The sequence below is a fragment of the Cellulomonas edaphi genome (genome assembly GCF_030362815.1).
Taxonomy (GTDB): domain Bacteria; phylum Actinomycetota; class Actinomycetes; order Actinomycetales; family Cellulomonadaceae; genus Cellulomonas; species Cellulomonas edaphi.
The window spans coordinates 595,701-621,256 of sequence record NZ_JAUCGR010000001.1 but is presented as its reverse complement, the minus strand read 5'-3'; the positions used below and the strand labels follow the sequence as shown (position 1 = coordinate 621,256).

Genomic DNA, 25,556 nt, shown 5'->3' with positions numbered 1-25,556 from the left:
GTAGGCGCGTGACCAGCAGCGATACGCTTTCTGCCCTCGTCGCACCCGTCGGCCGGCTCACCGGGTTCGAGCGCCTCACGGGCGGGATGTTCGCGACGACGTACCGCGTCACGCTCGAGGACGGCAGCCGGGTCGTCGTGAAGACGGCGCCCACCGACCTCGACCGCCTGCTCACCTACGAGCTCGACCTGCTGCGGACCGAGGCGCTGGTCTACGAGCTGGCCCACGAGCGCCCCGAGCTGCTCATGCCCACCGTGCTGCACACCGACTACACGCGCACCGTCCTGCCCAGCGACGTGCTCGTCGTCAGCCACCTGCCGGGGACGCCGATGCTCGACGCGGGGCTCGGCGCGGACGACCCGCGCACGGAGCGGCTCGAGCGCGACCTGGGCGCCTACCTCGCGCACCAGCACACGCTGACGGGCACCCGCTTCGGCTACCCCAACGCGGAGACCGGCCTGCAGGCGGACGCGTGGCCGGAGGCGTTCTCCCTGATCGTCGAGGCGCTGCTGGCCGACGCCGCGCGCTGGGGGACGGCGCTGCCCGACGACGAGATCCGGGCGGCGCTGCGACGGCACGCCGGTGCCCTCGCCCACGTGACCACGCCGGTGCTGGTCCACACGGACCTGTGGCCCGGCAACCTGTTCGTCGACCCGGCGACCGGCGAGCTGCTGGGCGTCATCGACACCGAGCGCGCGATGTGGGGCGACCCGCTGCTCGACCTCGTGGGCATCGACCCGATGTGGCACGGGGTCTCGCCGCGCGTGCTCGCCGGCTACGGCGCGACGAGCGGCGCCGCGTGGGACGTGGAAGAGCCGGACGCAGCCGCCCGGCTGCTGCTGTACCGCCTGCTCATGGCGCTGATCATGAAGGTGGAGACCGCTCCGCGCGCGTACGAGGGTGACTGGGTCGCGGACTTCGTGGCCCGCTACGAGGAGAACCTGGCGCGGGCGCTGACCGCGTTGGCCTGAGGCCTGCGGATGCGGGAGGGCTGACCGCCGTTGACGATGGATCGATGTCCCGTCGAACCGTTGCCGACCAGCTGGTCGCCCAGATCATCGCCGCCGGAGCACGCCACGTGTACGGCATCGTCGGCGACAGCCTCAACCCCGTGGTGGACGCGGTGCGGCGCGCGGCCGACGACGGCGCCGACATCGCCTGGGTGCACGTGCGCCACGAGGAGGCCGGTGCGTTCGCCGCCGCGGCGGAGGCTCAGCTCACCGGCCGGCTCGCGGTGTGCGCGGGCTCGTGCGGGCCGGGCAACCTGCACCTGATCAACGGGCTCTACGACGCGCACCGCTCGCGTGTGCCGGTCCTCGCGATCGCGAGCCACATCCCGAGCACGCAGGTGGGCACCCAGTACTTCCAGGAGACGCACCCGGACCGCCTGTTCCTGGAGTGCTCGGCCTACAGCGAGATGATCACGTCCGCCGCGCAGGCGCCGCGGGTGATCCGGTCGGCCATCCACCACGCGTACGGCGCGCCCGGGGTGGCGGTCCTGACGCTTCCCGGTGACGTCGCGGAGCTGGAGGCGGCCGACGACGGCATCGACGTGCTCACCCCGCCGCCGAGCCCCCGCGTGGTGCCGTCGCAGGAGTCCGTGCAGGCGCTCGCCGCCGCCATCGAGGCCGCCGAGAAGGTCACGATCTTCGCCGGCGCCGGCGTGCGGGGTGCGCGCGACGACGTGCTCGCGCTGGCCGAGCGGCTTGCCGCACCGGTGGGCCACTCGCTGCGCGGCAAGGAGGTCATCCAGTACGACAACCCGTTCGACGTCGGCATGACCGGCCTGCTCGGGTACGGCGCGTGCGCGGCCGCGCTCGAGGGCGCCGGCCTGGTGCTGCTGCTCGGCACCGACTTCCCCTACGACACCTTCCTCCCGGACGTGCCGACGGCGCAGGTGGACATCGAGCCGACCCGACTGGGTCGGCGCACGCGCAACGACGTGGCCGTGGTGGGCGACGTCGGCGAGACGATCCGCGCCGTGCTGCCGCTGCTCGAGCCCCGCACCGACCGCTCCTTCCTCGACTCCATGCTGGCCCGCCAGGAGAAGGCGATGTCCGGCGCCGTCGGCGCGTACACCCGCGACGTGGAGGACCTGCGACCCATCCACCCGGAGTACGCCGCCGCGGTGCTCGACGAGGAGGCGCCCGACGACGCCGTGTTCACCGTGGACACCGGGATGGGCAACGTCTGGGCGGCCCGGTACGTGACACCCACCGCGAGACGGCGCGTGATCGGGTCGTTCCTGCACGGCTCGATGGCCAACGCGCTCCCGCACGCCATCGGCGCGGCACTCAGCCAGGCGGCGTCGACGTCGCCGGGCGACCCCGCGGGACCGCACGGCTCGGGCGACGAGCCGGCGCGGCCCCGCACCGTCGTCGCGATCGCCGGCGACGGCGGCCTGTCCATGCTGCTCGGCGAGCTCATCACCCTGCGCGCCCTGGACCTGCCGGTGAAGGTCGTGGTCTTCGACAACGCCTCGCTCGCCATGGTCCGCCTCGAGATGCTCGTCGCGGGTGTGCCGTCGTACGCCACGGACTCGCCGCCGGTGGACTACGCCGCGGTCGCCGCCGCGCTGGGCATCCCGTCGGTCCGCGTCGAGGACCCCCGTGAGATCCGGTCCGCGCTGCGCACCGCCTTCTCGCACGACGGACCCGCGCTCGTGGACCTGGTCACCGACCCGCGCGCGCTGTCGCTGCCCCCGAAGATCACGCGCTCCCAGGTCTCGGGATTCACGCGCGCCATGGCGAAGCAGGTGATCGGGGGCGGCGTCGCCGACGTGGTCGCGATGGCACGCTCCAACCTGCGCAACGTCCCCCGCTGACCGGTCACCAGCCCGAGGACGAGTCCGGGTGCATCGGGGCGCACGCGGTGGCCCCGTCCGGCAGCTTCTCGAAGTGCCACAGCTCGTTGGCGTAGGTGCGGCACAGCCCCAGCTCCAGGCCGTGCTCGCCGAGCCACAGGGCTCCGGAGGTCGGCCCGACGTCGACGGCGAGCCCCTTGACGTGGGCCGACGACCCCGGCGGGAGCACCCAGCGGTGCGCCTCACGCTCGGAGCCGTACCGCTCCACCGCCGCCTCGACCAGCTCCTGCTGCTCGGCCGCCGAGCGCTTGCCCGACGTCAGCGTCAGCCGGACGCCGTCCGCCGCGGCGACCCGCTGGGCGTGCGCGAAGCGCGCGGCGAGCTCGTCGTCGAGCCCGGCGAGCACCGGGTCGCCCGTCTCGGGCGGCGCGTCGGACGCAGCGACGGGCACGAGCGGCTCGGACGCCCCCGACGGGTCGGCCAGGCGCAGCGCGACGCCGACGGCGGCCGCCAGCAGGAGCAGCACGATCAGGGCCCGGGGGCGGCGACGGGCGGGTCTCTCGGGACGGCCGTGGACGTACGTGGTCATGGCACGAGCCTGCGTGCCGAGGCGTGCCGCGCACATCAGCCCGCGGGCCCATCCGCGGGCGGGGGCCGTCAGGCGACGGGATGACGCGCGTCGTACTGCCAGAACGAGCGCTGCCAGCGCACCAGCAGCCACAGCAGCACCACGCACAGGGACCCGCCGAGGACGACGGCCCAGGCCTCGCCCACCCACTCCGACAGGGAGCCGATCCACAGGTCACCCAGCCGCGGGCCGCCGGCCACGACGACGATGAAGACGCCCTGCAGCCGCCCGCGCATGTCGTCGGGCGTGGCGGTCTGCAGGATGGTCTGGCGGAAGATTGCGCTGATCTCGTCGGACGCGCCCGCGGCGACGAGCGTGCAGCACGCGATGACGAGCGCGCCCCACAGCACGTGCTCGGGCTTGTCCCGGCCGACCGCCACGAGGACCAGCCCGAACGCGACCACCGAGAGCCCCCAGCCGGTGATGGCGAACGTGATGACGCGCGCCTGCCAGCGCACGCGCGCGAGCCCGCCCGAGAACGTGCCGGAGAGCACCGCGCCCACCGCGAGCGCCGCGGTGAGGATGCCGGTGGTGGTCGCGCCCCCACCCAGGTACCAGATGCCCACGGCGGGGAACACGACGCGAGGCATCGCCACGATCATCGCGATGAGGTCGACCGCGAACGTCATGCGCACGTTGCGCTGCGTGCCGAGGTAGCGGAGCCCGTCGACGACGGAGCCGAGACCCACCCGGGCACGGCGCGTGGAGGAGGCCTCGGGCAGGACCGGCGGAAGGCGGAGCACGGCGACCAGCGCGAAGGTGAACAGCAGGAAGTCCACCGTGTAGGCGAGGCCGTAGTCGAACGCGGCGACCAGCGCGGCGCCGATCAGCGGCCCCACCGTGAGCGACGTCTGGAAGCCGATGGCCTGCAGCGCGTTGGCGGCGGGCATGAGCCGCGGCTCGAGCAGACGCGGGATGATCGCGCTGCGCGCGGGCGCGTTCACCGCGTTGGCGCCCGACTGCACGGCGACCAGCGCGAAGAGCAGACCGACGTGCTCGTTGCCCGCCCAGCCCTGCACGGCCAGGACCGCGATCACCACCCAGCTCACCAGCGAGGCGTAGAGCGCCACCTTGCGCCGGTCGTAGTGGTCGACGATGGCGCCGCCGTAGAGCCCGAAGATGATGAGCGGCACCAGGGCGAACAGCCCGAGCACGCCGACCGTGAACGTCGAGCCGGTGATGTCGTACACCTGCAGACCCACGGCGACGACCGTCAGCTGCGTGCCGAGGTTCGAGATCGACAGGCCGAGCCACAGCCGCCGGAAGGCCGGGCTGATGCGGAGCGGCGTCGTGTCGACGACGAGGGATGGCACCGCGCGAGTTTAGTTGCCCCCGTCCACCACCGCGGCTCGTGCCCACGGTGCGGGAAGTCGCCGTGCCGCGCGCCGGCGCCTGCCAAGGTGGCGCTCGTGAGCGAGCACGTGGTGGTCATGGGGGTGTCCGGGACGGGCAAGACGACCGTGGGCCGGCTGCTGGCCGAGCGGCTGGGGGCGACGTTCGTCGAGGGCGACGACCTGCACCCGGCCGCCAACGTCGCCGCGATGCGCGCGGGTTTCGCGCTCACCGACGCCCAGCGCGCGCCCTGGCTGGCCCGGGTGCGCGAGGCCATGGACGACGCCTCCGGCGGCACCGTCGTCGCGTGCTCCGCGCTGCGGCGGCCCTACCGCGACGTGCTGCGGGAGGCGCGCGCGCCGGTGCGGTTCGCGCACCTGGTGGTGCCGCCCGACGAGCTGGCCCGGCGCCTCGCGGCGCGGACGGGCCACTTCATGCCCGCGACCCTGCTCGCCTCGCAGCTGGCCACGCTCGAGCCGCTCGAGGCCGACGAGGTCGGCATGGAGGTCTTCGTCGACGCGACGCCCGACCAGGTGGCGGCCCGGATCTGGGCCGCGCACCCCTGAAGGGTCAGAACCGGCGCACATTCGGGTCGAGCTCGTCCTCGGGGACGGCCTCGACGACGATCTCGTCCGGGTCCGGAGTGCTCTTCGCGTTGCCCATCGCCGCCCACGCGGCGTCGACCGCGCGGTCCTTGAGCGCGGCGCCCTGCTCCTTGGCGAACTGCGTCGCCTGGGCCTCCATGTCCTTGACGTAGCCCTGCACGCGCGGGTCGAGCCACATGTCGCCCGCCCACGACTTGATCTTCTCGAACTGGCCCCGCCCTGCCCGGGTGCCGAGCAGATAGCCGAGCCCGGCTCCGGCGACGAATGCGACCTTGCCCTTCATGTGCGCTCCTCGTTGGTCGGTCCTGCCCGAGCCTAGGCACGTCCGGCGCGGGTCCGCAGCACGAGCGACGCCCGGGCCGCACGCGTCAGATCACCCGTCGGGTGGACTGACCCGGCGGGCCGGAGGAGGCAGGATGGGCTGCGGCCGGCATCCGAGCTGCCCCCCTGCGCTCGGGTGCCGGTCCCTCCACGTCACGGCACGGCGAGGCGCGCCGAGGCCGTGGGCGCCGTTCAGCGCCGAGCCGTCACCGTGTCGTACACGCGGGCGTGGGCGCGTACGGCCGCCTCGACGTCGCCCGAGCGCACGGCCTCGGCGAAGCGCACCAGCTCCTCGCCGTCGTAGGCCTCGAGCGCCTGCGGGTCCCGCACCAGGTACCAGCGCGCGCGTGCCTCGAGCAGGTCCATGGCCTGGGTCGCGACCAGGTTGTCGCCGGCCGCGGTGATCGCGGCAGACAGCTCGTCCACCGCGGCGATCCGCTCGTGCAGCGACGCCGCGCCGCGGATCCGGTCGAGCGTGGTCCCCCAGGCAGTCGGGACATCGACCTTCCCCGACAGGGCGTCACCCAGGCTGACCCTCCGCAGGACGCCGAGTGCGCGCAGCACGTGCACGAACTCCTCGTGGTCGAGGGTCGCCACACGCGCCGGTCGGTGCGTCTCGAGCGTCACGAGCCTGCGGGACGCGAGGAGCGCGAGCGCGTCGCGCACCGGCGTCCTCGAGATGCCCAGCCATGCCATCAGGGCGGACTCGCGCAGCTGCTCGCCCGGCTCGAGCGTGCCGTCGAGGATCGCGCGCTGGATGACGGTCGCGGCACGCTCGCGCAGGACCACAGGCCGCGCGGGCGGGGCCACGTCGGCCGGGGCGTGGACGAACGGCGCCGCCGTGTGCTCGACAGCGGCATGCCAGGCCGTCAGCGCGGCGGCTGCGTCACCCTCGAGCGCCCCGTCGATCGTCGCGACGAGCGCGCGCCGCCAGCCGGTGACGTCGAGGGCGTGCTCGTTGTGCGCGAGCGAGCGCTCCACGTAGGGCCACGTCTGCTGGCACAGGCTCCGGTACTCGTCGTTGCCCGTCCGGCCCACGATCACCGAGGGGAACTGCACCCAGTACGTCGCGTCGGTCAGAGTCGCGAAGGCCGTCGCGTCGTCACGCAGGCCGATGTCACGGAGGTCGAGCAGGTTGCTCGCGTCGTCGGCGGTCAGACGCCCCGCGGTCTCGACCAGGGCCTGCCCGACGACGGCGCCCAGGAGCTCGAGGCACTCGGCAGTGCGGCGCGGATCGATCGGGGTCACCTCGGTGAGCTGGCGCGGGACCACCCGCACGAGCCCGAGCGTCTCGAGCCTGTTCAGCGCCTCGCGCAGCGGCACTCGCGAGGCATCGGTCGTCGCGAGCAGCTCGCCGTCCCTCAGGCGGGACCCGGGCGCGAGCTCACCGGTGACGATCCGGCGCAGCAGGAGCTCGAACACCGCATCGCGTGCAGGGGCTCCGACGAGGTCCACGCGTTCAGTCGGAATGGGCACGGCTCCATTCAACTGCCCTGCGTGCTGAAAGTCAGGACCTTCGTCACTGATCGTGAATGTGGTTGCTGAAATACATTCGAGATGTCGGAAGCACACTGAACAAGCCAAGGAGATCGACCTCATGTCCACCACACGTCGCGCAGCTGGCCGGACCGCCGCACTCGCGGTCTCGACCAGCCTCGCGCTCGTCCTGGTCGGAGCCGGCACCGCCTTCGCGACGCCCGGACACCCCGGAACGCCCGACGACCCCACCGTGGTCTTCCACGAGAACTTCGAGAACGCCAACCACAGCGGGCTGCGCACCGAGCTCGCCGACTACCGGGGCACGGGTGGCCAGAGCTACACCGCCGACGCCTACTGGCTCAATGCCGTCAAGGCGAACGGCCTGGTCCTCTCGTGGGACAACACCCGCGCGGCCAGCGACGCCACGGGAGCGAACAACGGCACGGAGGTCACCGCCTTCAACACGCTGCGCCAGCTCACCGAGGCGCTGGGCAAGGTCAACGGCACGTCGAACCCGCAGCAGAACATGGCCATCTCGGCTTACACGCAGTCCACGGGCGCCGTGCCCGCGGGCGGCAAGATCATGTTCGCGACCAAGGACGACATCAGCCTCAAGGACTCCAAGGGCCGGTTCCTGGCGTTCTCCCTCGCAGCGGCCGCGACCAACGCGAAGAACGCGGCACATCCCGATCGCGTGAACCCGCAGCTCACCTTCGCCGTCGCGCAGAACGGCGTCGAGCGCGCCCTGACCACGAAGGCCATCGACCCGATCACCGATCCCCGCGGCCACGTCGTCCCGGTGACCAGCCTCGCGAAGGGCGCAGCCGAGCCGGTCTATGCCGGCAGCTTCGCCTCCGACCAGTCCTTCCTCTACGACGGCGGCCAGTTCGGCATCGTGATCCGCAACCTGACCTCGGCCTACCTGGGCAACGACGGCGCGTTCGACGACATCAAGGTGCTCGACGTCACGCCACAGCTGGACAAGTCGTTCTCGACGTCGGCGGCGACGACCGGCGACACCGTCCGCCTGACCCTGACGGTGACCAACACCGCCGAGAAGGCCGAGAAGAAGGGCTGGTCGTTCACCGACTCGCTCCCCGCCGGACTCGTCATCGCGGACGAGCCGAAGCTCGTCGCGAGCTGTGACGCCTCGAAGGTGTCCGCTCCCGCGGGGGGCACCGAGATCGCCGTCGCGGAGGGCAGCCTCGACGCCGGGCAGACGTCGTGCACCGTCTCGGTCGACGTGACTGCCGCGCAGCCGGGGACGTACACCAACGGTGCCGCCAACATCACGGTGCGCCGCGGCCTGGACGCTCCCGACGCGGCGACGGTGACCTTCACGGACGCGGCCGCCGGCGACCTCGTCGTCCGGTACGTCGACGAGCACGGCAAGCAGCTGGCGCCCAGCGACACCTCCTCGGGCAAGCCTGGCGACACGTACACGACGTCCGCCAAGCGAATCGACGGCTACGAGCTCGTCGCCGAACCGGCCAACGCCGCGGGCGAGCTGACCGACGGCTCGACCACGGTCACCTACGTCTACCGGCCGATCCCGGCACCGGCGACGGGCGAGCTCGTCGTCCGGTACGTGGACGAGAACGGCAAGCAGCTGGCCCCCTCGGACAGCTCGTCGGGCAAGGTCGGCGACGACTACAGCACGCGCGCCAAGGACATCGACGGGTACGTGCTCAGCAAGGTCACGGGCGACGAGTCCGGGCAGCTGGTCGACGGCACCACCGAGGTCGTCTACGTGTACGCGCCCGCCCCGGTCGCCGAGGGCTCGCTCGTGGTCAGCTACGTCGACGAGCACGGTGCACCGCTCTCGCCGTCGGACACCTCGACGGGTACGCCCGGAGACGCGTACACGACGCACGCCAAGGACATCGACGGGTACGAGCTGGTGGCGACGCCGGCGAACGCCTCCGGCGAGCTGACCGACGGCACGACGCAGGTCGTCTACGTGTACAAGCCGGTCCCCGCGCCGGCCAAGGCGGACCTCGTGGTGCGGTACGTCGACGAGAAGGGCAAGGCGCTGGCGCCGTCGGACACCTCGACCGGCACGCCCGGCGACGACTACACGACGCACGCCAAGACCGTCCCGGGCTACGAGCTCGTGCGGGTGCCCGCCAACGCGAGCGGGTCGCTCGCCGACGGCACCACGACGGTCACCTACGTCTACAAGCCGGTCGTGGCCCCGAAGCCGGCCGACGTCACCGTCCGCTACGTCGACGAGAAGGGCAAGCCGCTGGCCGACCCGACCTCCTCGACCGGCACCCAGGGCGAGCACTACACGACGTCGCCGAAGTCGATCGACGGCTACGAGCTGGTGGCGGTCCCCGCTAACGCGAACGGCACCTACACGGACGACACGCCCGACGTGGTCTACGTCTACCGGCCGATCGTCGTCGAGCCCACCCCGACGCCCGAGCCCACCCGGACGCCGGTGAAGCCCACCCCGGAGCCGACGAAGCCCGTCTCCGGTCGCGGCGCGTCGACCCGGCCCACGACCCCCGTCGCGTCGAGCCCTGTCGCATCCAGGCCGGTCGTCGTCGCGAAGCCCTCGGGCCACCTGGCCCAGACCGGCTCGGACGCGGGGCGCCTGGTCGCCCTCGGCTCCGCGCTCGTGCTGGGTGGCGCCACGCTCGCGGCGGCCCGTCGCCGGAGCGCAGCCGACTGACGTCTGGCACCCCCTGCGGCCGCCCCCACGCCCCCCCGCGGGGGGGCCGCCCCCACGCACACCTGCGTGGGGGCGGCCCTCTGGCGTCACGGTGGCTCGCGGTCCGAGACTGGGCCCACAGCCGGACGTGACGTCGCGAGGAGCAGACCCATGACCAGCACGCTCGTGGAGGCCGACAGGACCACGCGTCCCTACGCCGAGGACCCGGACGCGGTGCTGCGGGCGCTGCGGTCGTCGGCGGACGGCCTCACCGACGAGCAGTCCGCCGCCCGGCTCGCGCAGGTGGGGCCCAACCGGCTGCCCGAGGCGCCGCGCCGGCCCGCGCTGCTGCGCTTCCTGAGCCACTTCGACGACGTGCTCGTCTACATCCTGCTGGCCGCCGCCGTCCTCAAGGCCCTCCTGGGTGACTGGGTCGACTTCGCCGTGATCCTGGCGGTCGCCGTGATCAACGCGCTGGTCGGCTTCATCCAGGAGGGCCGCGCCGACGCCGCGCTGTCCAGCCTCTCGACCATGCTGTCGCTGGACGCCAACGTGCTGCGCGGCGGTCGCTGGGCCGAGATCGACAGCCAGCACCTGGTGCCCGGAGACGTCGTGCGAGTGCGGTCGGGCGACAAGGTGCCGGCGGACGTGCGGCTGCTCGAGGCCACGAACCTGCAGGTGGAGGAGGCGGCACTGACCGGCGAGTCGGTCGCGGCCAGCAAGTCGGTGGACGCCGTGGGCACCGACGCGGGGGTCGGGGACCGCTCCTGCATGCTCTACTCGGGCACGATCGTGACGGCGGGGCGCGGGCTCGGCGTGGTCACCGACACGGGCGCGCGCACCGAGATCGGGCGGATCCAGTCCCTGGTGGCCGGCGTCGAGCACCTCCAGACGCCCCTGACCCGCCAGCTCGCCCGGCTCGGCAAGCAGCTGTCGTGGTTGATCCTCGGCATGGCGGCGCTCATGCTCGTCATCGGCCGACTCATCCACGACTTCGCGCTGGACGAGCTGATCTCCGCAGCGATCGGGTTCGCGGTCGCGGCCGTGCCCGAGGGCCTCCCGGCGCTCGTGACCATCACGCTCGCGCTCGGCGTGCAGCAGATGGCCCGCCGCAACGCCATCACGCGCAAGCTCACGTCGGTCGAGGGGCTGGGGTCGGTCACGACCATCTGCTCGGACAAGACCGGCACCCTGACCCGCAACGAGATGACGGCACGGACCGTGGTGACGCACGACGGCCGGTACGACGTGGACGGGATCGGGTACTCGCCCGAGGGCCACGTGCTGCTTGACGGCCGGCCCGCCCCGCTCGACGTTCACGGCGACCTGCGCGCGCTCGTGGAGGTCGCCGCCCTGGTCCCGGACGCGCATGTCGACCTCCAAGGCGACCACTGGACGCTCGTCGGGCAGCCGACCGAGGGCGCGATGGTGGTGCTCGCCCAGAAGGCCGGGGGCGGCACCCCGGGCGCGACGCGCCGGGGGGCCGTGCCCTTCGAGTCCGCGACCAAGTACTCCGCGACGCTCGACGAGCTGCCCGACGGCACGCGGCGCGTGCACGTGATGGGCGCCCCCGACCGTCTCCTGGACCGTTGCACGACGCAGCGCACCTCCACCGGGGCGGCCGCCCTGGACCGGGCGCGCTGGGACGCGGTCGTCGACGAGCTGGGCGGCCAGGGGCTGCGCGTCCTCGCGACTGCCCGGCGGCCGGCCGCACCCGACGAGGGCGACGCGTTCACCGAGGTCGGTCACGAGCTGGAGTTCCTCGGCGTGGTGGGCATCGTCGACCCGCCCCGACCCGAGGCGGTCCAGGCGATCGCGGACTGCCACCGCGCGGGCATCGGCGTGAAGATGATCACGGGCGACCACGCGGGTACGGCGATCGCGATCGCCCGCGAGATGGGCATCGTCGGCGAGGGCCACGTGGAGGCGCTGACGGGTACCGAGCTCGAGGCCATGTCGCAGGAGGAGCTCCGGCAGCGGGTCGAGCACGTCGACGTGTTCGCGCGGACCTCCCCCGAGCACAAGATCCGCATCGTGCGTGCGCTGCAGTCGCACGGCGAGGTGGTCGCGATGACGGGCGACGGCGTCAACGACGCACCGGCCCTCTCCCGCGCGGACGTCGGCATCGCGATGGGCATCAAGGGCACCGAGGCGACCAAGGAGGCCGCCGACATCGTCCTCGCCGACGACAACTTCGCGACCATCGAGCGCGCCATCGAGGAGGGGCGGCGGATCTACGACAACATCCGCAAGTCCGTCGTCTTCCTGCTGCCCACCAACGGCGCGCAGTCCCTGGTGATCCTGGTCGCCGTGCTGGCCGGCCTCGCGCTGCCGCTGACGCCGGTGCAGATCCTGTGGGTCAACCTGGTCACCGCGGTCACCCTGTCGCTCGCGCTCGCGGGCGAGCCGGCCGAGCCGACGATCATGGCCCGCCCGCCGCGCGCGGCCGGCGAGCACGTGGTGTCGCGCAGCGCCCTGGCCCTGATCCTCGTGGCCTCCGCGACCATCGGCGCCGCGACCTTGTTCACCTTCCTGCTGGAGAAGGACCTCGGGGCCGACGACGGCCGCGCGCAGACCACGGCCGTCACCACGCTGGCGCTGGGTCAGATGGGCTACCTGTTCACGTGCCGGTTCCTCGGGTCGTCCAGCATCACGCCCAGGGTGCTCGTCGGGAATCCGCTGATCTGGGTGGCGACGGGTGCGCTGCTGGTGCTCCAGCTCGTGTTCACCTATGCGCCGTTCATGCACGACTGGTTCGAGTCGGCGCCCATCGGCCTGCGCGACTGGGGCATCGCGCTCGCCGCCGCCGTGTGCGTCTTCGTGCTGACCGAGCTCGGCAAGTCCGTGAGTCGCCGCATCCTGGAGTGACCGTACCCCCGGGCGCGCGGGCGCGCATGGTGCCGGTTAGCGTGCCTTCATGAAGCGACTGCCGGCGTCCCTCGCCTGCGGGTCCCTCGTGGTGGCGGGGCTGCAGAACTGGCAGTCCGAGTTCCTGGCGGTCGCGAGCATGGTGGTGCTGTCCATCTACCTGCGCGAACGGGGCTCGCCGGAGTCCAAGCCGGTCGGAACATCGCACGAGGCCACGGGGGTGGAGGGATGAGCGCCGAGCGCGGAGCCGTCGAGCTGGTGCTGGTGCGCCACGGGGAGAGCGTGGGCAACCTCGCGGCCGCCGCGGCCGCGCAGGCCGGCGCCGACCGGCTCGAGCTCGACACCCGTGACGCGGACACCCCGCTCAGCGCGCGGGGGCTGGAGCAGGCCCGCGCGCTGGGCGAGTGGCTGGGGGCCCTCCCGCCGGACGAGCGCCCCGACGTCCTGTGGTGCTCGCCCTACGACCGCGCCCGGCAGACCGCGGAGACCGCGCTCGCCACGGCGGGCTTCGACGTGCCCCGGCGGATCGACGAGCGCCTGCGCGACCGCGAGCTCGGCATCACCGACCGCCTGACCACGAGCGGCATCGCCCGCCTCCTGCCGGAGGAGGCCGCGCGCCGGGCACTGCTGGGCAAGTTCTACTACCGGCCGCCGGGCGGCGAGTCGTGGGCCGACGTCGCGCTGCGCCTGCGCTCCGTGCTGGCGGACGTCGACCGCCGCGAGGACGGGCGATGCGTGCTCGTCGTCACGCACGACGCCGTGATCGCGCTGGTCCGCTACGTCTTGGAGGACCTCACCGAGACGCAGCTGTTCGACCTGGTCCGCGAGCGCAGCGTGCGCAACGCGTCCGTGACCATCCTGACGCGCGGCGGCGACGCGTGGACGACGAGCAGGTTCGACGACGTCGCGCACCTCGCGGCCCTGGACGCACCGGTGACCGAGCACGAGGGGACCGATCCGCATGAGTGAGCACGGCGCCACCGGGCCGCTGACGGCCGCCCTGCTGCGGGACTGGCCGCTGCCCGACCGCTCGGGGTCCAAGGACGAGCGTGGGGGCGTGCTCGTCCTCGGCGGCGCTCGTGGCACCCCAGGGGCCGCGATGCTGTCGGGGCTCGCCGCGCTCCGGGTGGGTGCCGGACGCCTGACGCTCGCCGTCGCGTCGTCGGTGTCGGGTCAGGTCGCGGTCGCGGTCCCGGAGTCGGGGGTGCTGGCTCTGCCTGAGTCGTCCAGCGGCTCCGTCGCCGGGCTGCCCGACGACGACGCCGGCGAGCTGGACCGCGCGGACGTGGTGCTCGTCGGCCCGGGGCTCGACGAACCGGACGGCACCCGGGGGCTCATCGAGGACGTGTGCGCGGCGCTCGACGACCAGACGCCCGTCGTCTTGGACGCCTTCGCGCTGGGCGTCCTGCCGCAGATGACCGACGCCCGCCGCGCGCTCGCCGGCCGCCTGGTGCTCACGCCCAACGGCGAGGAGGGCAGCCGCCTGCTCGACGGCGACGAGCGGGACCCGAAGGAGGCGGCCGCGGCGATCGCCGACCGCTACGGCGCCGTGGTCGCCCTGTCCGGGCACGTGGCCGCACCGGACGGCCGCTCGTGGCAGTCCGCCAGCGGCTACTCGGGCCTGGGGACGTCCGGGTCGGGCGACGTGCTGGCCGGTGCCGTCGCCGGGCTGGCTGCGAGCGGCACCGACCTGGCGCGCGCCACCGGCTGGGGCGTCGCCCTGCACGCCGGGGCGGGTGACCGGCTCGCGGCCTCGGTCGGTCCCGTCGGATTCCTGGCACGCGAGCTGGTCGACGCGCTGCCGCACGTGCTCCTGGAGTTCCAGGTCACCTAGCTCCGGGTCACCCAGGCGCGCCTCAGGGCGCGGTGAAGCCGATCGCCTTGTGCGTGCCGTCGCAGTACGGCTTGATGGCCGACGCGCCGCAGCGGCACAGCGCGACGGTGGCCCGACGGCGCTCGACCGGCTTGCCCTGCTCGTCCACCAGCTGGGCGTCGCCGCGCACCAGCAGCGGGCCGTCGGGGCACGCGACGACCGACACGGGGCGTGAGTCCTTCACGCTGCGGGCCTCAGGGCCGACGCGCCCGCGGTCCAGGCGGTCAGGGTCTGCTCGCCCGCGAGGTCGTCGAGGTAGAGGCACGCGGCCGCGCCGAACAGGATGTCGTGGCACAGCTCGGGCTCCTGCTGGGCGAGCTCGCCGGCCAGGTCCCGGCCGGCGATCTGCTCGTGCACGGCGTCCGCCTCGACGTGCTCGTCGAAGTACAACGTGGTGGCCTCGTCGAAGCCGTGCCGCCGGAACCCGTCCCCGTACAGCCGGTTGGGCAGCGAGGACGTCATCTCGAACGCCGCGAGGTGTCCCGCGGTCGCACCGCGCAGCCGACGGTGCAGGCCCACCAGCGACATGAGGTTCAGGGCGGCGAGGGTGAGGGCGGGGATCCGCTCCACGTAGGCGCCGTAGGCAGCGTCGAGCCCGACGCCCCGCATGGTGCTGGCGAACAGCTCGCAGTGCATGCGCTCGGCGTCGCCGCCCCCGTACTCGTCGGCCTGGATCTCCACGAGCGCCGCCTTCGGCTTGCCCGTGAGCCGCGGGATGGCCCACGTGTGCGGGTCGGCCTCCTTGAGCTGGTAGATGGAGCGCAGGACGAGGAACTCCTCGAGCTGCTCGCGGGTGGCGCGCTTGGCGACGTAGCGGGCCACGCTCGGCCCGGGCGACGGTGCGGTCATCGCGAACAGCGCGGCGGCCACCGCCCCGCGCTCGGGAGCCACGTCGCCGGGCACCTCGACGCGACGGCGCAGGTCCTCCTCGAACGCGCCCTCCACGACGCGGCGCACCCGGAGGAGCTCCGGGTCCCACTCCCAGTCGTCGTCGACCCCGTCGAACCCGCGGTAGGCCAGCTCGTTCATGACGTAGAGGGCGAGCTGGACGTCCTCGTCGGTCAGCAGGTCCGTCGTCGCGTCCACCGCCGCCCGGGCGACGTCGGGCGCGCGCACGTCTGCGGGCTGGTCCACGGGCGACGCCACGAGGGTGCGCACCGCGTCGCTCAAGGGACCGCGCGGGGAGGGCAGCTTCATGACGATGGCTCCGGGGGGGTAGGTGCGGTCGCCCGTGTCCTGAGCGTGCCTCGCGATCAGGCTCGCACGCGGTGCCCCGTCCGCAAGTCGAGAGGGTCAGCTCGGCGGGAACGGCGCCCCTGCCAGCAGCTTCGCCAGGTGGGCGGTGTTCGACGCGAGCGTCGCGGTGGCCGTCGCGACGGGCTCGGGAGTCTCGTCCAGGTCCTGGTAGTCCTGGGTCTCCATCGCCCGGCCCACCCAGTACGTCACGGCACCCGGCGCGAGCGAGAAGCCCACGTCGTTCAGCGCCTGGAACAGCTCGGCGCTGGTGTGGTGCGCGCCGTCCTCGTTGCCGACCACCGCGACCGCGGCGACCTTGCCGTACGTCAGCAGGCGACTCTGCTCGTCCTGCTCCGAGAGCTCGGCGTCCAGCCGCTCGAGCACGCGCTTCGTGACGCTCGACGGCTGCCCCATCCAGATGGGCGTCGCGAGCACCAGGATGTCGGCCGCGAGCACCCGCTCGCGGATGGCCGGCCACGCGTCGCCCGGGCCCATGTCCTTCTCGACGCCCGGCCGCACGTCGTGGTCGACCACGCGCACCACCTCGCCGCTGACTCCGTGCTCCCCGAGCGCGGCGAGCACCTGCCGGCCCAACAGCTCGCTGCTGGACGGCGCCGGGGACGGCGTGAGGGTGCCGACGAGGACGAGGGCGGTGAGCGTCGAGGTCATCTACTCAGCGTGCGTCGGGCGGCGCCGGTGCGCGAGCCGTATCACCGACGCGCGGTGTCACTGACGCGCGTTGCGCCGGCCGACCCCGGTCGCCGCGGTGGGGGGAGCGAGATACCGTCCGAAGGGTCGCGCGGACGGCGCGAGGGGCGGCAGGTCGCCGCGCGGCGGGACACCCGGCGCCGCCCACCAAGGAGCTTCAATGAAGAAGCTACGACTCGTCATCGCACTGCTCGCGGCGCTCGCCCTGGTCCCGTTCGCGGCCCTCCCGGCCGGCGCGCACGGGGGGCCGGCCAGATCGCTGCAGTTCACCCTGAACGCGAGGGTGCTCGACTCCGGCCAGCAGATCGTCTCAGTCACTCTCGACACCAGCCGCCTCGGGGTCAGGGCGTCGAGCCTGACCGCCGACACGTTCAGCGTCCACGCCAAGGGCACCAACCCGTACACCGTCGAGCCCGGCACGGTCTTCGGCGAGTACGACGTCGACCGTACCGTCACCGGGGTCCACCTCGACCGGCACGGCCGGGTCGTCATCGACCTGCTGCACGGCTACGAGGTCGAAGGCGCCTCGACCCTGGCCTGGTGCACCAGCTGCGACACGGGCCGCAACCTCGTCCTCGACCTGACCTACACGCTCACGCAGAACAAGCCCCTCACCCTGCGCAACGGCAAGGCGGTCACGCTGACCCGCTTCAAGCAGGGCGAGGTCGTCGACCCTGAGGTGGACGCCTACCGGGACGGCAAGGCTGCGGGGCTCTCCTACCGACTCTTCACGCCCGAGGGCCGCGGTGCGCATCCGCTCGTCGTCTGGCTGCACGGCGGCGGTGAAGGTGGCTGGGCGCAGGCGCAGGACAACGACCTGCCGCTGCTCGCCAACCGCGGCGCCCTGGGATTCAGCACGCGCGAGGCGCAACGCATCTTCGGCGGCGCGTACGTGCTGGCGCCGCAGGCCACCGACTACTGGCTGAACGACCCCGCGATGGGCTACTCGGCCAAGCTGAAGGCGCTGATCGACAAGGTCGTGAGGACCAACCACGTCGACAAGCGCCGGATCTACGTGGTCGGCGCATCGAACGGCGGGTACATGACGCCCAAGCTGGTCGTCGACAACCCCCGGTTCTTCGCCGCGCAGGTGCCGATCGCCCCCGCTCTCGTGTTCAACGGCACCACGATGATCTCCGACGCCGATCTCGCGGCCATCAGGACGCCCACGTGGGTGGTCCAGTCGAAGGACGACGACACCCTGCCGTTCGAGGCGAACGGGCTGCACATGGCGGACACGATCCCGGGAGCGCTGCTCACCGCCTACGACCACGTCACCTGGGACGGCGTGACGTATCCCGGCCACTGGTCCTGGATCTACGTCGGGCGCAACGACCCGACGACCGCCTCGGGCGTCCACATCTGGCAGTGGATGGCGCAGCAGAAGCTCGGCTCCGGCCACCGCCGCTAGCGCCTTGCGACGACGAGCGGGCGCCATCCTCGGCGCCCGCTCGTCGTCAGCGACAGACAGACGCTGATCTCAGCTGACGTCCCCGCGCCACGCACCGGTCGCCGCGCCGCGGGACTCGATGAACTCCTTGAACCGCTTGAGGTCGCTCTTGACCTGCGCGTCGTCGACGCCGACGGCGGCACCGAGCTTCTCGACGAGCGACTCCGTCTCCCAGTCGATCTGCACCATGACGCGCGTCGTGGTGTCGCCGAGCCGGTGGAACGTCACCACGCCGGCGTGCGTCGTGCCGTCGACGCTCTTCCAGGCGACCCGCTCGTCTGGGTGCTGCTCGGTGATCTCGGCGTCGAACTCGCGCTCGACCCCGCCGATCTTCGTCTTCCAGTGCGTCAGCGTGTCGTCGAGCTGCGTGATCGACTCCACCCCTCCCATGAAGTGGGGGAAGGACTCGAACTGGGTCCACTGGTTGTAGGCCGTCGAGACGGGCACGTCCACGTCGATGGACTGCTCGATGGTGGGCATGGAACCTCCTGCGGTTCGGACGTCGGTCGGACGTCGTTCGGACGCCGCCACGGTAGGTCCGCTCCGCCCGACGCGCGCGTCGGGGCGATCCCGACCTGCCCGAGCGGGCGCACGGGGTCCTGGCGCTCCGACGCCTACGCGGTCTCCGACTTCCCCCGCCGCCAGTAGCCCATGAACGCCACGGCCTTGCGGTCCACGCCGCACTCGGTGACCAGGTGCCGGCGCAGCGTCTTGATGACTCCCGACTCGCCGGCCAGCCACGCGTACATCGCGGCCATCTCCCTCAGGGGCCGGCCGTCCTCGTCGACGGGTACCTCCCACAGGTGGTCCTCGTCGACGTCCTCCAGCTCCACCCGGTAGGCGGGCGCCTGCCCCGGGAGCATGCGTGCGGCGGCGGCCCGGACGGCCGGCACCAGCAGGTCGCCGTGTGCGCGGCCGTCGCGGCCGAGCCAGCGGATCGTCATGCCCGCGGGCGCCGCGAGGTCGATGCGGTCGGCGGACGACGGCATCTCGATGAGCGCCTCGCCGCGCGAGTCGTCGGGCAGGCGCTCCAGGATTCCCGCGATGGCGGGGAGCGCCGTCTCGTCGCCCGCGATCAGCAGGCGGTCGGTGACGGCGGGCGGCACGAAGTCGACGCCGCCGTGCGGGCCGCTGGCCGCCGCGTTCGGTCCGGCGAGCACGAGCTCGTCGCCGGGCGTCGCCGTCAGCGCCCAGCGGGAGGCCGGTCCGAGGTCACCGTGCAGGACCACGTCCACGTCCACCTCGCGGCGGTCGTGACGGACCGCGCGGGCCGTGTACGTGCGCATGGGGTGCCGGCGGTCGTCCGGCAGCGAGCGCCAGTGGCCGTACCAGTCGCCGGAGTCCTCGAGCGAGAGCAGCTCGTCGTACGAGGCGCTCTCGAGCGGCAGGAAGAACTTGATCCGCTGGTCGAAGCCGTTGTCGGCGAAGCGGTCGAGGTCGTCACCGGTGAACGTCACGCGCAGCACGCTCGGGCACAGGTGGCGCACGGCGGCGACCTGCACGGCGAACATGCGGAAGGTGGGCTCGGTGGCGGTGGCGGTCGTCACGGGCTCAGCATAAGCACGAGGTGAGCCTTACCTAAATCCCCTGCGGGAGTGATCCACGGCACGATCTCCTCATGGGGAGCGCGCGCCGGACCGCTGGAACGCGGGCGTTCTGGGACGTCGTCAGGGGCTGGGCCGGCTACGGACGGACCCCCGAGGACGACCTGGCGGACCTCGCGCGAGGCGTCGACCTGGTGCTCGCGGTGTACGCGCTCGACGACCGCACGCACCGGCGGTACCTGCTCCTGGGCGACCACGACGAGGCGCGCGCGTCGGTCGAGGCGCTCATCGGCCCGGGCCCGCACCGGGTGTTCCGCACGGACCGCGACGCACCGCCTCCCGTCGAGCCGGACTTCCGGATCGTCGAGGGCGTGGACGGGCGGGGGGAGGACTGGCGCCTGGCCGTCCCCCGCGTGGACCTGCCCGTGCTGCGCGCGGCGCTGCTCAGCATGTGGCCGCGGCCCGACCGGCGCGGGCTCGAGGCGACGGACCCGCGCCCCTAGACCACGCCGCCGAACGCCAGGCCCAGCAGGTAGGTGGCCGCGGCAGCGCCGAACCCGATGGCGAGCTGGCGCAGCGCGCGCAGCCCGGGCGAGGCCCCCGACAGCAGGCCGACGGTCGCACCCGTGCCGAGCAGCGCCAGGCCGACGAGCGCCGAGGCCCACGCCACCGCGACCAGCCCCTCGGCGCCGAAGAGGTACGGAAGCACCGGGATCAGCGCGCCCGAGGCGAAGAAGCAGAAGCTCGCGGAGGCCGCGCCGATCGCGGTACCGATCGTCTCGTGCTCGTCGACGTCGGGCGCGGCCTCGTCGCGGCCTCCAGGGATGCCGAACGCCCCCGCGGAGGATCCGGCCGTCAGCGTGCTGAGCACCGTGTCGGCGCGCGCCTGCGCCTCGTCGGGAGCCATGCCGCGCGCCCGGTACACCAGGGCGAGCTCGTTGGCGTCGACGTCGAGGTGCGGCAGGGCGGCGCGCGCGCCGGGGCCCGGCCGGGACGCCTCCAGCAGCTCACGCTGCGAGCGGACCGAGACGTACTCCCCGGCCCCCATCGACAGGGCACCGGCGAGCAGGCCCGCCATGCCCGTGAGCAGCACGGCGGCCGCCGAGGCGCCGCTCGCGCCGATGCCCAGCACCAGCGCGAGGTTGGAGACGAGGCCGTCGTTGGCGCCGAAGACCGCGGCCCGGAACGTACCCGACATCCGGTTGCGGCCGCGCGCGGCGAGGCCACGGACGACCTCCTCGTGGATGCGCTCGTCGGCGGCCATCTGGGCGGTGGCGTCCTCGTCGTCCTCGTACCCCGAGCGGGCCTCGGCGCGCTGCGCGAGCGCCAGCACGAACACCGAGCCGAACCGCCGGGCGAGCCACCCGAGCGTCCGGGTGCGGACGTCGCCGCGCGTGGGCCGGCCCACGTCGTCGCCGAGCAGGTCCAGCCAGTGCTGCTCGTGCCGCCCCTCCGCCTCCGCCAGCGCGAGGAGGATGTCCCGTTCCTCGCCCGAGCGCCGGGAGGCCAGGTCGCGGTAGACGGCCGCCTCGGCGCGCTCGTCGGCCAGGTACTGCCGCCAGCGGCGCGCCTGTGCCGCGGTGGGCGTGCTGGGGGTCATGGCACCCATGGTCGCAGGCAGGATCCGGACATCTCGGGCATCCTAGGGAGTTCGACTTGCCGAATCGGTGCGTCCGATGAACCGTGGCAGGGCACAGACGAGCAACAGGGGGCAGGACATGCGCGCCGAACGGACGGTGGACCCGCACTACACGGCCGTCGCGCCGGCGCGTCACTGGGCGGCGGAGCGCCTCGAGGAGGCCGGGATCCCGGCCGAGCGCCGCGAGCTGCTGGTGCTGCTGGTCTCCGAGCTGGTGACCAACGCCGTCGAGCACGCCTGGCCGCCGGTGGTGCTGCGGGTGGACGTCGACGACGAGCGCATCCGCGTCGAGGCCTCGGACAGCCACCGCGACGAGCCGGTGCTGCGCGACGCCCCGCCCACCGACCCGGGCGGCCGCGGCGTGTGGCTCATCGACCGGCTGGCCAGCTCGTGGGGCTCTCAGCTCGACCGCTCCGGGGAGTTCAAGACGGTGTGGTTCGAGCTGCGGGCCGACGACGACCGCGGCGTGACCGCGTTCGGCGCCTGACGCCTCAGTCCTCCCAGGGCGGGGTGTCGCCCAGCTTCGCGTAGTACTTCGCGAGGTGGCTCTTGACCCGGTCACGGTCCTTGGCCGGGAGGTCCACGCCGCCGCGCGAGCCCTGCATCACGGCGGCGGCCGCGAAGAACCCCCGCGGCACCGCCGTGAGCCGCCCGTCGACGACGTCGGCGATCAACAGCTTGTAGGCGGTGAAGTTGTCCTTGGCGTCGGCGTCGTACCAGACGTGCGCGTCGCGGTACTTCGCGTTCGGCTCGTCCTGCGCGTCGGCCCACGCGCGCACACGCTTCTCGGCGGCGGCGCCGTCCCACTCGCGGTCGCGGTCGGCCAGGGGCAGGTCCTGGAAGCTGGTGACGGCCATGGTCATTCCTCCTTCGGTGCGGCGGCCCGGAGGGCCTCGAGCAGCGGGCCGGCCGCCTCGTCGAGGAAGCGCTGCTGTCCCTCGTCGCCGATCTGCACGATGGCGACGTCGGTGAAGCCCGCCTCCCAGAACGCGGCGACGGCCTCCACGTGCGCGTCGATGTCCGGCCCGCACGAGATCGAGTCGGCGACGTCCTCGGGCCGCACGAACTGGCTCGCGGCGGCAAAGCTCTCCGTGGTGGGCAGGTCGGCGTTCACCTTCCAGCCCCCGCCGAACCAGCGGAACTGGTCGTGCGCCCGCTCGACGGCCCGGTCCCGGGACGGGTCCCAGCTGATGGGCACCTGGCCGATCGTGCGGGACGGTGCGCCTTCGTGGGCCTGGCCCCAGCGCTCGATCAGGTCGGCGTCCGGCTCCACCGCCACGAGGTGGTCGGCGAGGGGCGCGAACCGCTCCACCGACTGCTCGCCCGACACGGCGACCCCGATCTGCACCGGCGCGGGCGGCAGGTCCCACAGCTTGGCCTGGTCCACCCGGAAGTGGTCGCCCTCCCACGTCACGCGCTCACCGTCGAGCAGGTCGCGGATGATCACCAGCGCCTCCTCGAGCATGTCGTGCCGCTCGCCGACCGCGGGCCAGCGCTCGCCCACCACGTGCTCGTTGAGGTTCTCCCCGGCTCCGAGGTTGAGCAGGAACCTGCCCTCGGACAGCAGCGCGAGCGTCGCGGCCTGCTGCGCGACGACGGCGGGGTGGTACCGGATCGTCGGGCACGTCACGTACGTCATGAGCTCGACCGTGCTCGTCGCCTGGGCGACCGCCCCCAGCAGCGTCCAGGCGTTCGACGCATGCCCTTGGCTGTCGAGCCACGGGAAGTAGTGGTCCGAGCTCACCAGCAGGTCGAAGCCGGCCCGCTCGGCGTCGGCGGCGTAGCCCACGAGCTCGCGGGGGCCCGACTGCTCGGTCATGAGGGTGTACCCGAATCGCGTCATGCATCGACGGTCACACCGCGGGCCGCCGTCCGCATCTGGGGAGACCGCTCGCCGTGCGCGGACGACGGCGACGCGCCACGATGCGGCCATGGGCTCGATCCTGCGGCACAGCGCCGTCGTGGCGCTGGCGCTCGGATCGCTCGCGCCGCTCGGGTGGCTCGCCGGGTGCTCGGTCCACGGCGAGACCGGCTCCGGCGCCACCACGCCCATCGGTGAGGCCGTCGACGAGGCCTCGTCGGCGGTCGCCTCTGCGCAGCTCACCTCCGACCTGCTGGCCCGCGGTCGGCTCACGACCACGGTCGCCGACACCACGTTGCGCGACCAGCTGCACGTCCTGCAGGGCGCGACGGGAGCCCTGCTCACGGTGGTGCCAGGCGACGCCGAGTCCGTGCGGCTGCGCGCCGATGCCCTGCGCGCGGTGTCCGAGGCCCAGGCCGGCGTGGCCGACGCGCGCGTGTGGGTGCGGGGCGGGCCGGGCTCGCCCGCGAGCGTGGCGGCGCGGCTCGACGAGAGCGGCGACGCGCTCTCGTCCGTCTCGGACGCGGTCGAGGCGTCGTGAAGCGTCTCCTCGGCGTCGCGCTGGGCGTCCTGACCGCGATCGGCGGCTTCCTCGACATCGGCGACCTGGTGACCAACGCCGTCGTCGGCTCGCGGTTCGGCCTGTCCCTCGCGTGGGTGGTGGTCGTGGGCGTGGTCGGCATCTGCCTCTTCGCCCAGATGTCCGGGCGGGTGGCGGCCGTGAGCGGACGCGCGACGTTCGAGATCATCCGCGAGCGCCTGGGCGCCCGGGCTGCGGGGGCCAACCTCGCGGCCTCGTTCGCGATCAACATCCTCACGCTCACCGCCGAGGTCGGCGGCATCGCGCTCGCGCTGCAGCTCGCCAGCAGCGTGGACCCGCGCCTGTGGATGCCGGTGGCGGCGCTGGCGGTGTGGCTGGTGCTGTGGCGCGTGAAGTTCTCGATCATGGAGAACGTCACAGGTCTGCTCGGGCTCACCCTGGTGGTGTTCGCCGTGGCCCTGTTCCAGCTCGGACCGGACTGGGGCGAGCTCGCGCAGCAGGCCACCACCCTCGCCCCGTCGGGCACCGAGACGTGGCCCTCCTACTGGTACTACGCGATCGCGCTCTTCGGTGCGGCGATGACGCCGTACGAGGTGTTCTTCTTCTCCTCCGGTGCCGTCGAGGAGCGCTGGACCGCCAAGGACGTGGGCCAGTCGCGGATCAACGTGCTGGTCGGGTTCCCGTTCGGCGGGGTGCTGTCGATCGCCATCGCCGCCTGCGCGGCGGTGGTGTTCCTGCCGCGCGCCATCGAGGTGTCCTCGCTCTCGCAGATCGTGCTCCCGGTGGCCCTGGCCGGTGGGAAGCTCGCGCTCGCGGTGGTGATCGTCGGCATCGTGGCCGCGACCTTCGGGGCGGCGCTCGAGACGTCGCTGTCGAGCGGCTACACGCTCGCGCAGTTCATGGGCTGGTCCTGGGGCAAGTTCCGGCGGCCCGCGCAGGCGGCCCGCTTCCACCTCACGATGATCGTCGCGCTCCTGGTCGGGCTGTCGATCCTCATGACGAGCGTCGACCCCGTGAAGGTCACGGAGATCTCGGTGGTGTTCTCCGCCATCGCGCTGCCGCTGACCTACCTGCCCATCCTCGTCGTCGCCAACGACCCCGAGTACATGGGCACGCACGTCAACGGCCGGGCGACCAACGCGCTCGCGCTGGTCTACCTGGTCATCATCGTCGCGGCGTCGGCCGCCGCGATCCCGCTCATGATCGCGACGGGGGCAGGCGCATGACGATCGCCCGCAAGACGCACGACCGCACGACGTACGAGAAGGACGCACCGCAGCCCGGACGGGTGCTCGACGCCCGGCTGCACCTGCTCGACCGCCAGCTGCTCGACGTCGACGACGTGCCCGTGACCACCATCGACGACCTCGAGATCCACGCCACCGGCGGCGACGCGGACCCCGTGGGCGGGCCGGCGGTGCTCACCAACCTGCTGACGGGCCCGGTGCTCGGCACACGCATCCTCGGTGGGCGCCCCCCGTCCTCGCGGCTCGAGCGCATCGCGTGGTCGCACGTGCGCGCGGTGGACAGCGCCGTGAAGCTCGGCATCCACGGCTCGCAGCTCGACGCCACCTGGGTGGAGCGCTGGGTGCGCGACCACGTGATCGGGCGCATCCCGGGAGGCCGTCATGATCCTGAGTGACCTGCTCGACCAGCCGGTGCGCGAGGCCGACGGCACCCCCGTGGGGTACGTGATCGACGTGCGGTTCGTGCTCGACGGCCCGCCCGTCGGCCCGCTGGCGACGCCGCGCGTGCACGGTGTGCTGGTGAGCCCACGCACGGGCAGCTCGTTCATGGGGTACGAGCGCGTGGACGTGCGCTCACCCGCGCTGCTGGCCCGGTGGTTCGCCTGGCGGCACCGCGGCACGTTCCTGGTGCACTGGCAGGACGTCGCGGCGATCGACGAGGACGGCGTGACGCTGGCTCGCGACGCGCGGCGCTGGGCACCCGGGTACGAGCGACCCGCGCCCGCCTAGCGCTGCCGCGCGCTCGTGCGCGAGGGCGCTGGGCGC

General features: G+C 73.2%; 26 protein-coding genes and 1 pseudogene. 15 read left to right on the top strand and 12 right to left on the bottom strand.

What is annotated here, in order from left to right:
* The first annotated feature begins 8 nt into the window (after positions 1–8).
* The gene (locus QRT05_RS02985; protein ID WP_289445133.1) at positions 9–971 is read left to right on the top strand and encodes a phosphotransferase family protein; all 963 of its coding nucleotides are present in this window, start codon (positions 9–11) and stop codon (positions 969–971) included.
* A gap of 44 nt (positions 972–1,015) precedes the next feature.
* Positions 1,016–2,824: a pyruvate dehydrogenase gene (locus QRT05_RS02980; protein ID WP_289445132.1), complete on the top strand. Its 1,809-nt coding sequence runs from the start codon at positions 1,016–1,018 to the stop codon at positions 2,822–2,824.
* A 4-nt stretch (positions 2,825–2,828) separates the two neighbouring features.
* On the opposite strand, the gene QRT05_RS02975 is transcribed toward QRT05_RS02980, so the two are convergent.
* Together QRT05_RS02975 and QRT05_RS02970 are read right to left on the bottom strand one after the other, a co-directional pair.
* Positions 2,829–3,392 carry a M15 family metallopeptidase gene (locus tag QRT05_RS02975; RefSeq protein ID WP_289445130.1) on the bottom strand — a complete coding sequence of 188 codons (564 nt, stop codon included), beginning with the start codon at positions 3,390–3,392 and terminating at the stop codon, positions 2,829–2,831.
* A 68-nt stretch (positions 3,393–3,460) separates the two neighbouring features.
* Complete coding sequence (locus QRT05_RS02970) at positions 3,461–4,744, bottom strand: MFS transporter (protein ID WP_289445128.1); 1,284 nt, start codon at positions 4,742–4,744, stop codon at positions 3,461–3,463.
* Positions 4,745–4,840: 96 nt separating this feature from the next.
* Here QRT05_RS02970 and QRT05_RS02965 point away from each other — a divergent pair, with 96 nt between their 5' ends.
* Positions 4,841–5,329: a gluconokinase gene (locus QRT05_RS02965; protein WP_326522626.1), complete on the top strand. Its 489-nt coding sequence runs from the start codon at positions 4,841–4,843 to the stop codon at positions 5,327–5,329.
* Between the two features lie 4 nt (positions 5,330–5,333).
* Here QRT05_RS02965 and QRT05_RS02960 read toward each other — a convergent pair whose 3' ends face one another.
* Together QRT05_RS02960 and QRT05_RS02955 are read right to left on the bottom strand one after the other, a co-directional pair.
* Positions 5,334–5,651, bottom strand: coding sequence for a YtxH domain-containing protein (locus QRT05_RS02960; protein ID WP_289445126.1), 318 nt, complete (start codon positions 5,649–5,651; stop codon positions 5,334–5,336).
* Between the two features lie 230 nt (positions 5,652–5,881).
* The gene (locus QRT05_RS02955; RefSeq protein WP_289445124.1) at positions 5,882–7,165 is read right to left on the bottom strand and encodes a GntR family transcriptional regulator; all 1,284 of its coding nucleotides are present in this window, start codon (positions 7,163–7,165) and stop codon (positions 5,882–5,884) included.
* Between the two features lie 121 nt (positions 7,166–7,286).
* Here QRT05_RS02955 and QRT05_RS02950 point away from each other — a divergent pair, with 121 nt between their 5' ends.
* The 5 genes and pseudogenes from QRT05_RS02950 to QRT05_RS02930 all read left to right on the top strand — a co-directional run bounded on the left by QRT05_RS02950 (position 7,287) and on the right by QRT05_RS02930 (position 14,526).
* On the top strand, positions 7,287–9,845 hold the full coding sequence (locus QRT05_RS02950) for a MucBP domain-containing protein (RefSeq protein ID WP_289445122.1): 2,559 nt from the start codon (positions 7,287–7,289) through the stop codon (positions 9,843–9,845).
* Positions 9,846–9,995: 150 nt separating this feature from the next.
* Positions 9,996–12,692 (top strand): cation-translocating P-type ATPase, encoded by a 2,697-nt coding sequence (locus QRT05_RS02945; protein WP_289445120.1) that lies wholly within the window; start codon positions 9,996–9,998, stop codon positions 12,690–12,692.
* Between the two features lie 100 nt (positions 12,693–12,792).
* Positions 12,793–12,924 (top strand): annotated as a pseudogene (locus tag QRT05_RS02940) (DUF6766 family protein); the annotation flags it as partial.
* The gene (locus QRT05_RS02935; protein WP_289445118.1) at positions 12,921–13,661 is read left to right on the top strand and encodes a histidine phosphatase family protein; all 741 of its coding nucleotides are present in this window, start codon (positions 12,921–12,923) and stop codon (positions 13,659–13,661) included. The pseudogene QRT05_RS02940 and the gene QRT05_RS02935, both read left to right, overlap by 4 nt.
* Positions 13,654–14,526, top strand: a complete 873-nt coding sequence (locus tag QRT05_RS02930) for an NAD(P)H-hydrate dehydratase (protein ID WP_289445116.1) — start codon at positions 13,654–13,656, stop codon at positions 14,524–14,526. The genes QRT05_RS02935 and QRT05_RS02930 overlap by 8 nt, the downstream gene beginning before the upstream one ends.
* Before the next feature lie 22 nt (positions 14,527–14,548).
* Here QRT05_RS02930 and QRT05_RS02925 read toward each other — a convergent pair whose 3' ends face one another.
* The 3 genes from QRT05_RS02925 to QRT05_RS02915 all read right to left on the bottom strand — a co-directional run bounded on the left by QRT05_RS02925 (position 14,549) and on the right by QRT05_RS02915 (position 16,470).
* Positions 14,549–14,731 carry a CDGSH iron-sulfur domain-containing protein gene (locus QRT05_RS02925; RefSeq protein WP_289445114.1) on the bottom strand — a complete coding sequence of 61 codons (183 nt, stop codon included), beginning with the start codon at positions 14,729–14,731 and terminating at the stop codon, positions 14,549–14,551.
* Positions 14,732–14,745: 14 nt separating this feature from the next.
* Positions 14,746–15,762, bottom strand: coding sequence for an iron-containing redox enzyme family protein (locus QRT05_RS02920; protein WP_289445112.1), 1,017 nt, complete (start codon positions 15,760–15,762; stop codon positions 14,746–14,748).
* A 96-nt stretch (positions 15,763–15,858) separates the two neighbouring features.
* Positions 15,859–16,470, bottom strand: a complete 612-nt coding sequence (locus QRT05_RS02915) for a flavodoxin family protein (RefSeq protein WP_289445110.1) — start codon at positions 16,468–16,470, stop codon at positions 15,859–15,861.
* 199 nt (positions 16,471–16,669) lie between these two features.
* Here QRT05_RS02915 and QRT05_RS02910 point away from each other — a divergent pair, with 199 nt between their 5' ends.
* On the top strand, positions 16,670–17,920 hold the full coding sequence (locus QRT05_RS02910; protein ID WP_289445108.1) for a prolyl oligopeptidase family serine peptidase: 1,251 nt from the start codon (positions 16,670–16,672) through the stop codon (positions 17,918–17,920).
* Positions 17,921–17,989: 69 nt separating this feature from the next.
* Here QRT05_RS02910 and QRT05_RS02905 read toward each other — a convergent pair whose 3' ends face one another.
* Both QRT05_RS02905 and QRT05_RS02900 read right to left on the bottom strand, forming a co-directional pair.
* Positions 17,990–18,439 carry an SRPBCC family protein gene (locus tag QRT05_RS02905; RefSeq protein WP_289445105.1) on the bottom strand — a complete coding sequence of 150 codons (450 nt, stop codon included), beginning with the start codon at positions 18,437–18,439 and terminating at the stop codon, positions 17,990–17,992.
* Between the two features lie 134 nt (positions 18,440–18,573).
* The gene (locus QRT05_RS02900; RefSeq protein WP_289446099.1) at positions 18,574–19,470 is read right to left on the bottom strand and encodes a siderophore-interacting protein; all 897 of its coding nucleotides are present in this window, start codon (positions 19,468–19,470) and stop codon (positions 18,574–18,576) included.
* A 107-nt stretch (positions 19,471–19,577) separates the two neighbouring features.
* Between QRT05_RS02900 and QRT05_RS02895 the strand changes: the two genes are divergently transcribed.
* Entirely contained in the window at positions 19,578–20,006 is a 429-nt protein-coding gene (locus QRT05_RS02895) for a hypothetical protein (protein ID WP_289445103.1), read from the top strand.
* Here the strand turns inward: QRT05_RS02895 and QRT05_RS02890 are convergent.
* Positions 20,003–21,103 carry a VIT1/CCC1 transporter family protein gene (locus QRT05_RS02890; protein ID WP_407650284.1) on the bottom strand — a complete coding sequence of 367 codons (1,101 nt, stop codon included), beginning with the start codon at positions 21,101–21,103 and terminating at the stop codon, positions 20,003–20,005. The genes QRT05_RS02895 and QRT05_RS02890 overlap by 4 nt on opposite strands.
* 118 nt (positions 21,104–21,221) lie before the next feature.
* Between QRT05_RS02890 and QRT05_RS02885 the strand changes: the two genes are divergently transcribed.
* Positions 21,222–21,629, top strand: a complete 408-nt coding sequence (locus QRT05_RS02885; RefSeq protein WP_289445100.1) for an ATP-binding protein — start codon at positions 21,222–21,224, stop codon at positions 21,627–21,629.
* Between the two features lie 4 nt (positions 21,630–21,633).
* Here QRT05_RS02885 and QRT05_RS02880 read toward each other — a convergent pair whose 3' ends face one another.
* On the bottom strand, positions 21,634–21,999 hold the full coding sequence (locus QRT05_RS02880) for a hypothetical protein (RefSeq protein WP_289445099.1): 366 nt from the start codon (positions 21,997–21,999) through the stop codon (positions 21,634–21,636).
* 2 nt (positions 22,000–22,001) lie between these two features.
* Positions 22,002–22,985, bottom strand: coding sequence for a TIGR03557 family F420-dependent LLM class oxidoreductase (locus QRT05_RS02875; RefSeq protein ID WP_289445097.1), 984 nt, complete (start codon positions 22,983–22,985; stop codon positions 22,002–22,004).
* A gap of 88 nt (positions 22,986–23,073) precedes the next feature.
* Between QRT05_RS02875 and QRT05_RS02870 the strand changes: the two genes are divergently transcribed.
* The 4 genes from QRT05_RS02870 to QRT05_RS02855 are packed head-to-tail and all read left to right on the top strand — an operon-like array spanning position 23,074 to position 25,520.
* The gene (locus QRT05_RS02870; protein WP_289445095.1) at positions 23,074–23,544 is read left to right on the top strand and encodes a hypothetical protein; all 471 of its coding nucleotides are present in this window, start codon (positions 23,074–23,076) and stop codon (positions 23,542–23,544) included.
* Complete coding sequence (locus tag QRT05_RS02865; RefSeq protein ID WP_289445093.1) at positions 23,541–24,770, top strand: NRAMP family divalent metal transporter; 1,230 nt, start codon at positions 23,541–23,543, stop codon at positions 24,768–24,770. Before QRT05_RS02870 ends, QRT05_RS02865 begins: the two co-directional genes overlap by 4 nt.
* Complete coding sequence (locus QRT05_RS02860) at positions 24,767–25,186, top strand: hypothetical protein (RefSeq protein ID WP_289445091.1); 420 nt, start codon at positions 24,767–24,769, stop codon at positions 25,184–25,186. The genes QRT05_RS02865 and QRT05_RS02860 overlap by 4 nt, the downstream gene beginning before the upstream one ends.
* Positions 25,173–25,520, top strand: coding sequence for a PRC-barrel domain-containing protein (locus QRT05_RS02855; protein WP_289445089.1), 348 nt, complete (start codon positions 25,173–25,175; stop codon positions 25,518–25,520). The genes QRT05_RS02860 and QRT05_RS02855 overlap by 14 nt, the downstream gene beginning before the upstream one ends.
* Positions 25,521–25,556: the final 36 nt, after the last annotated feature.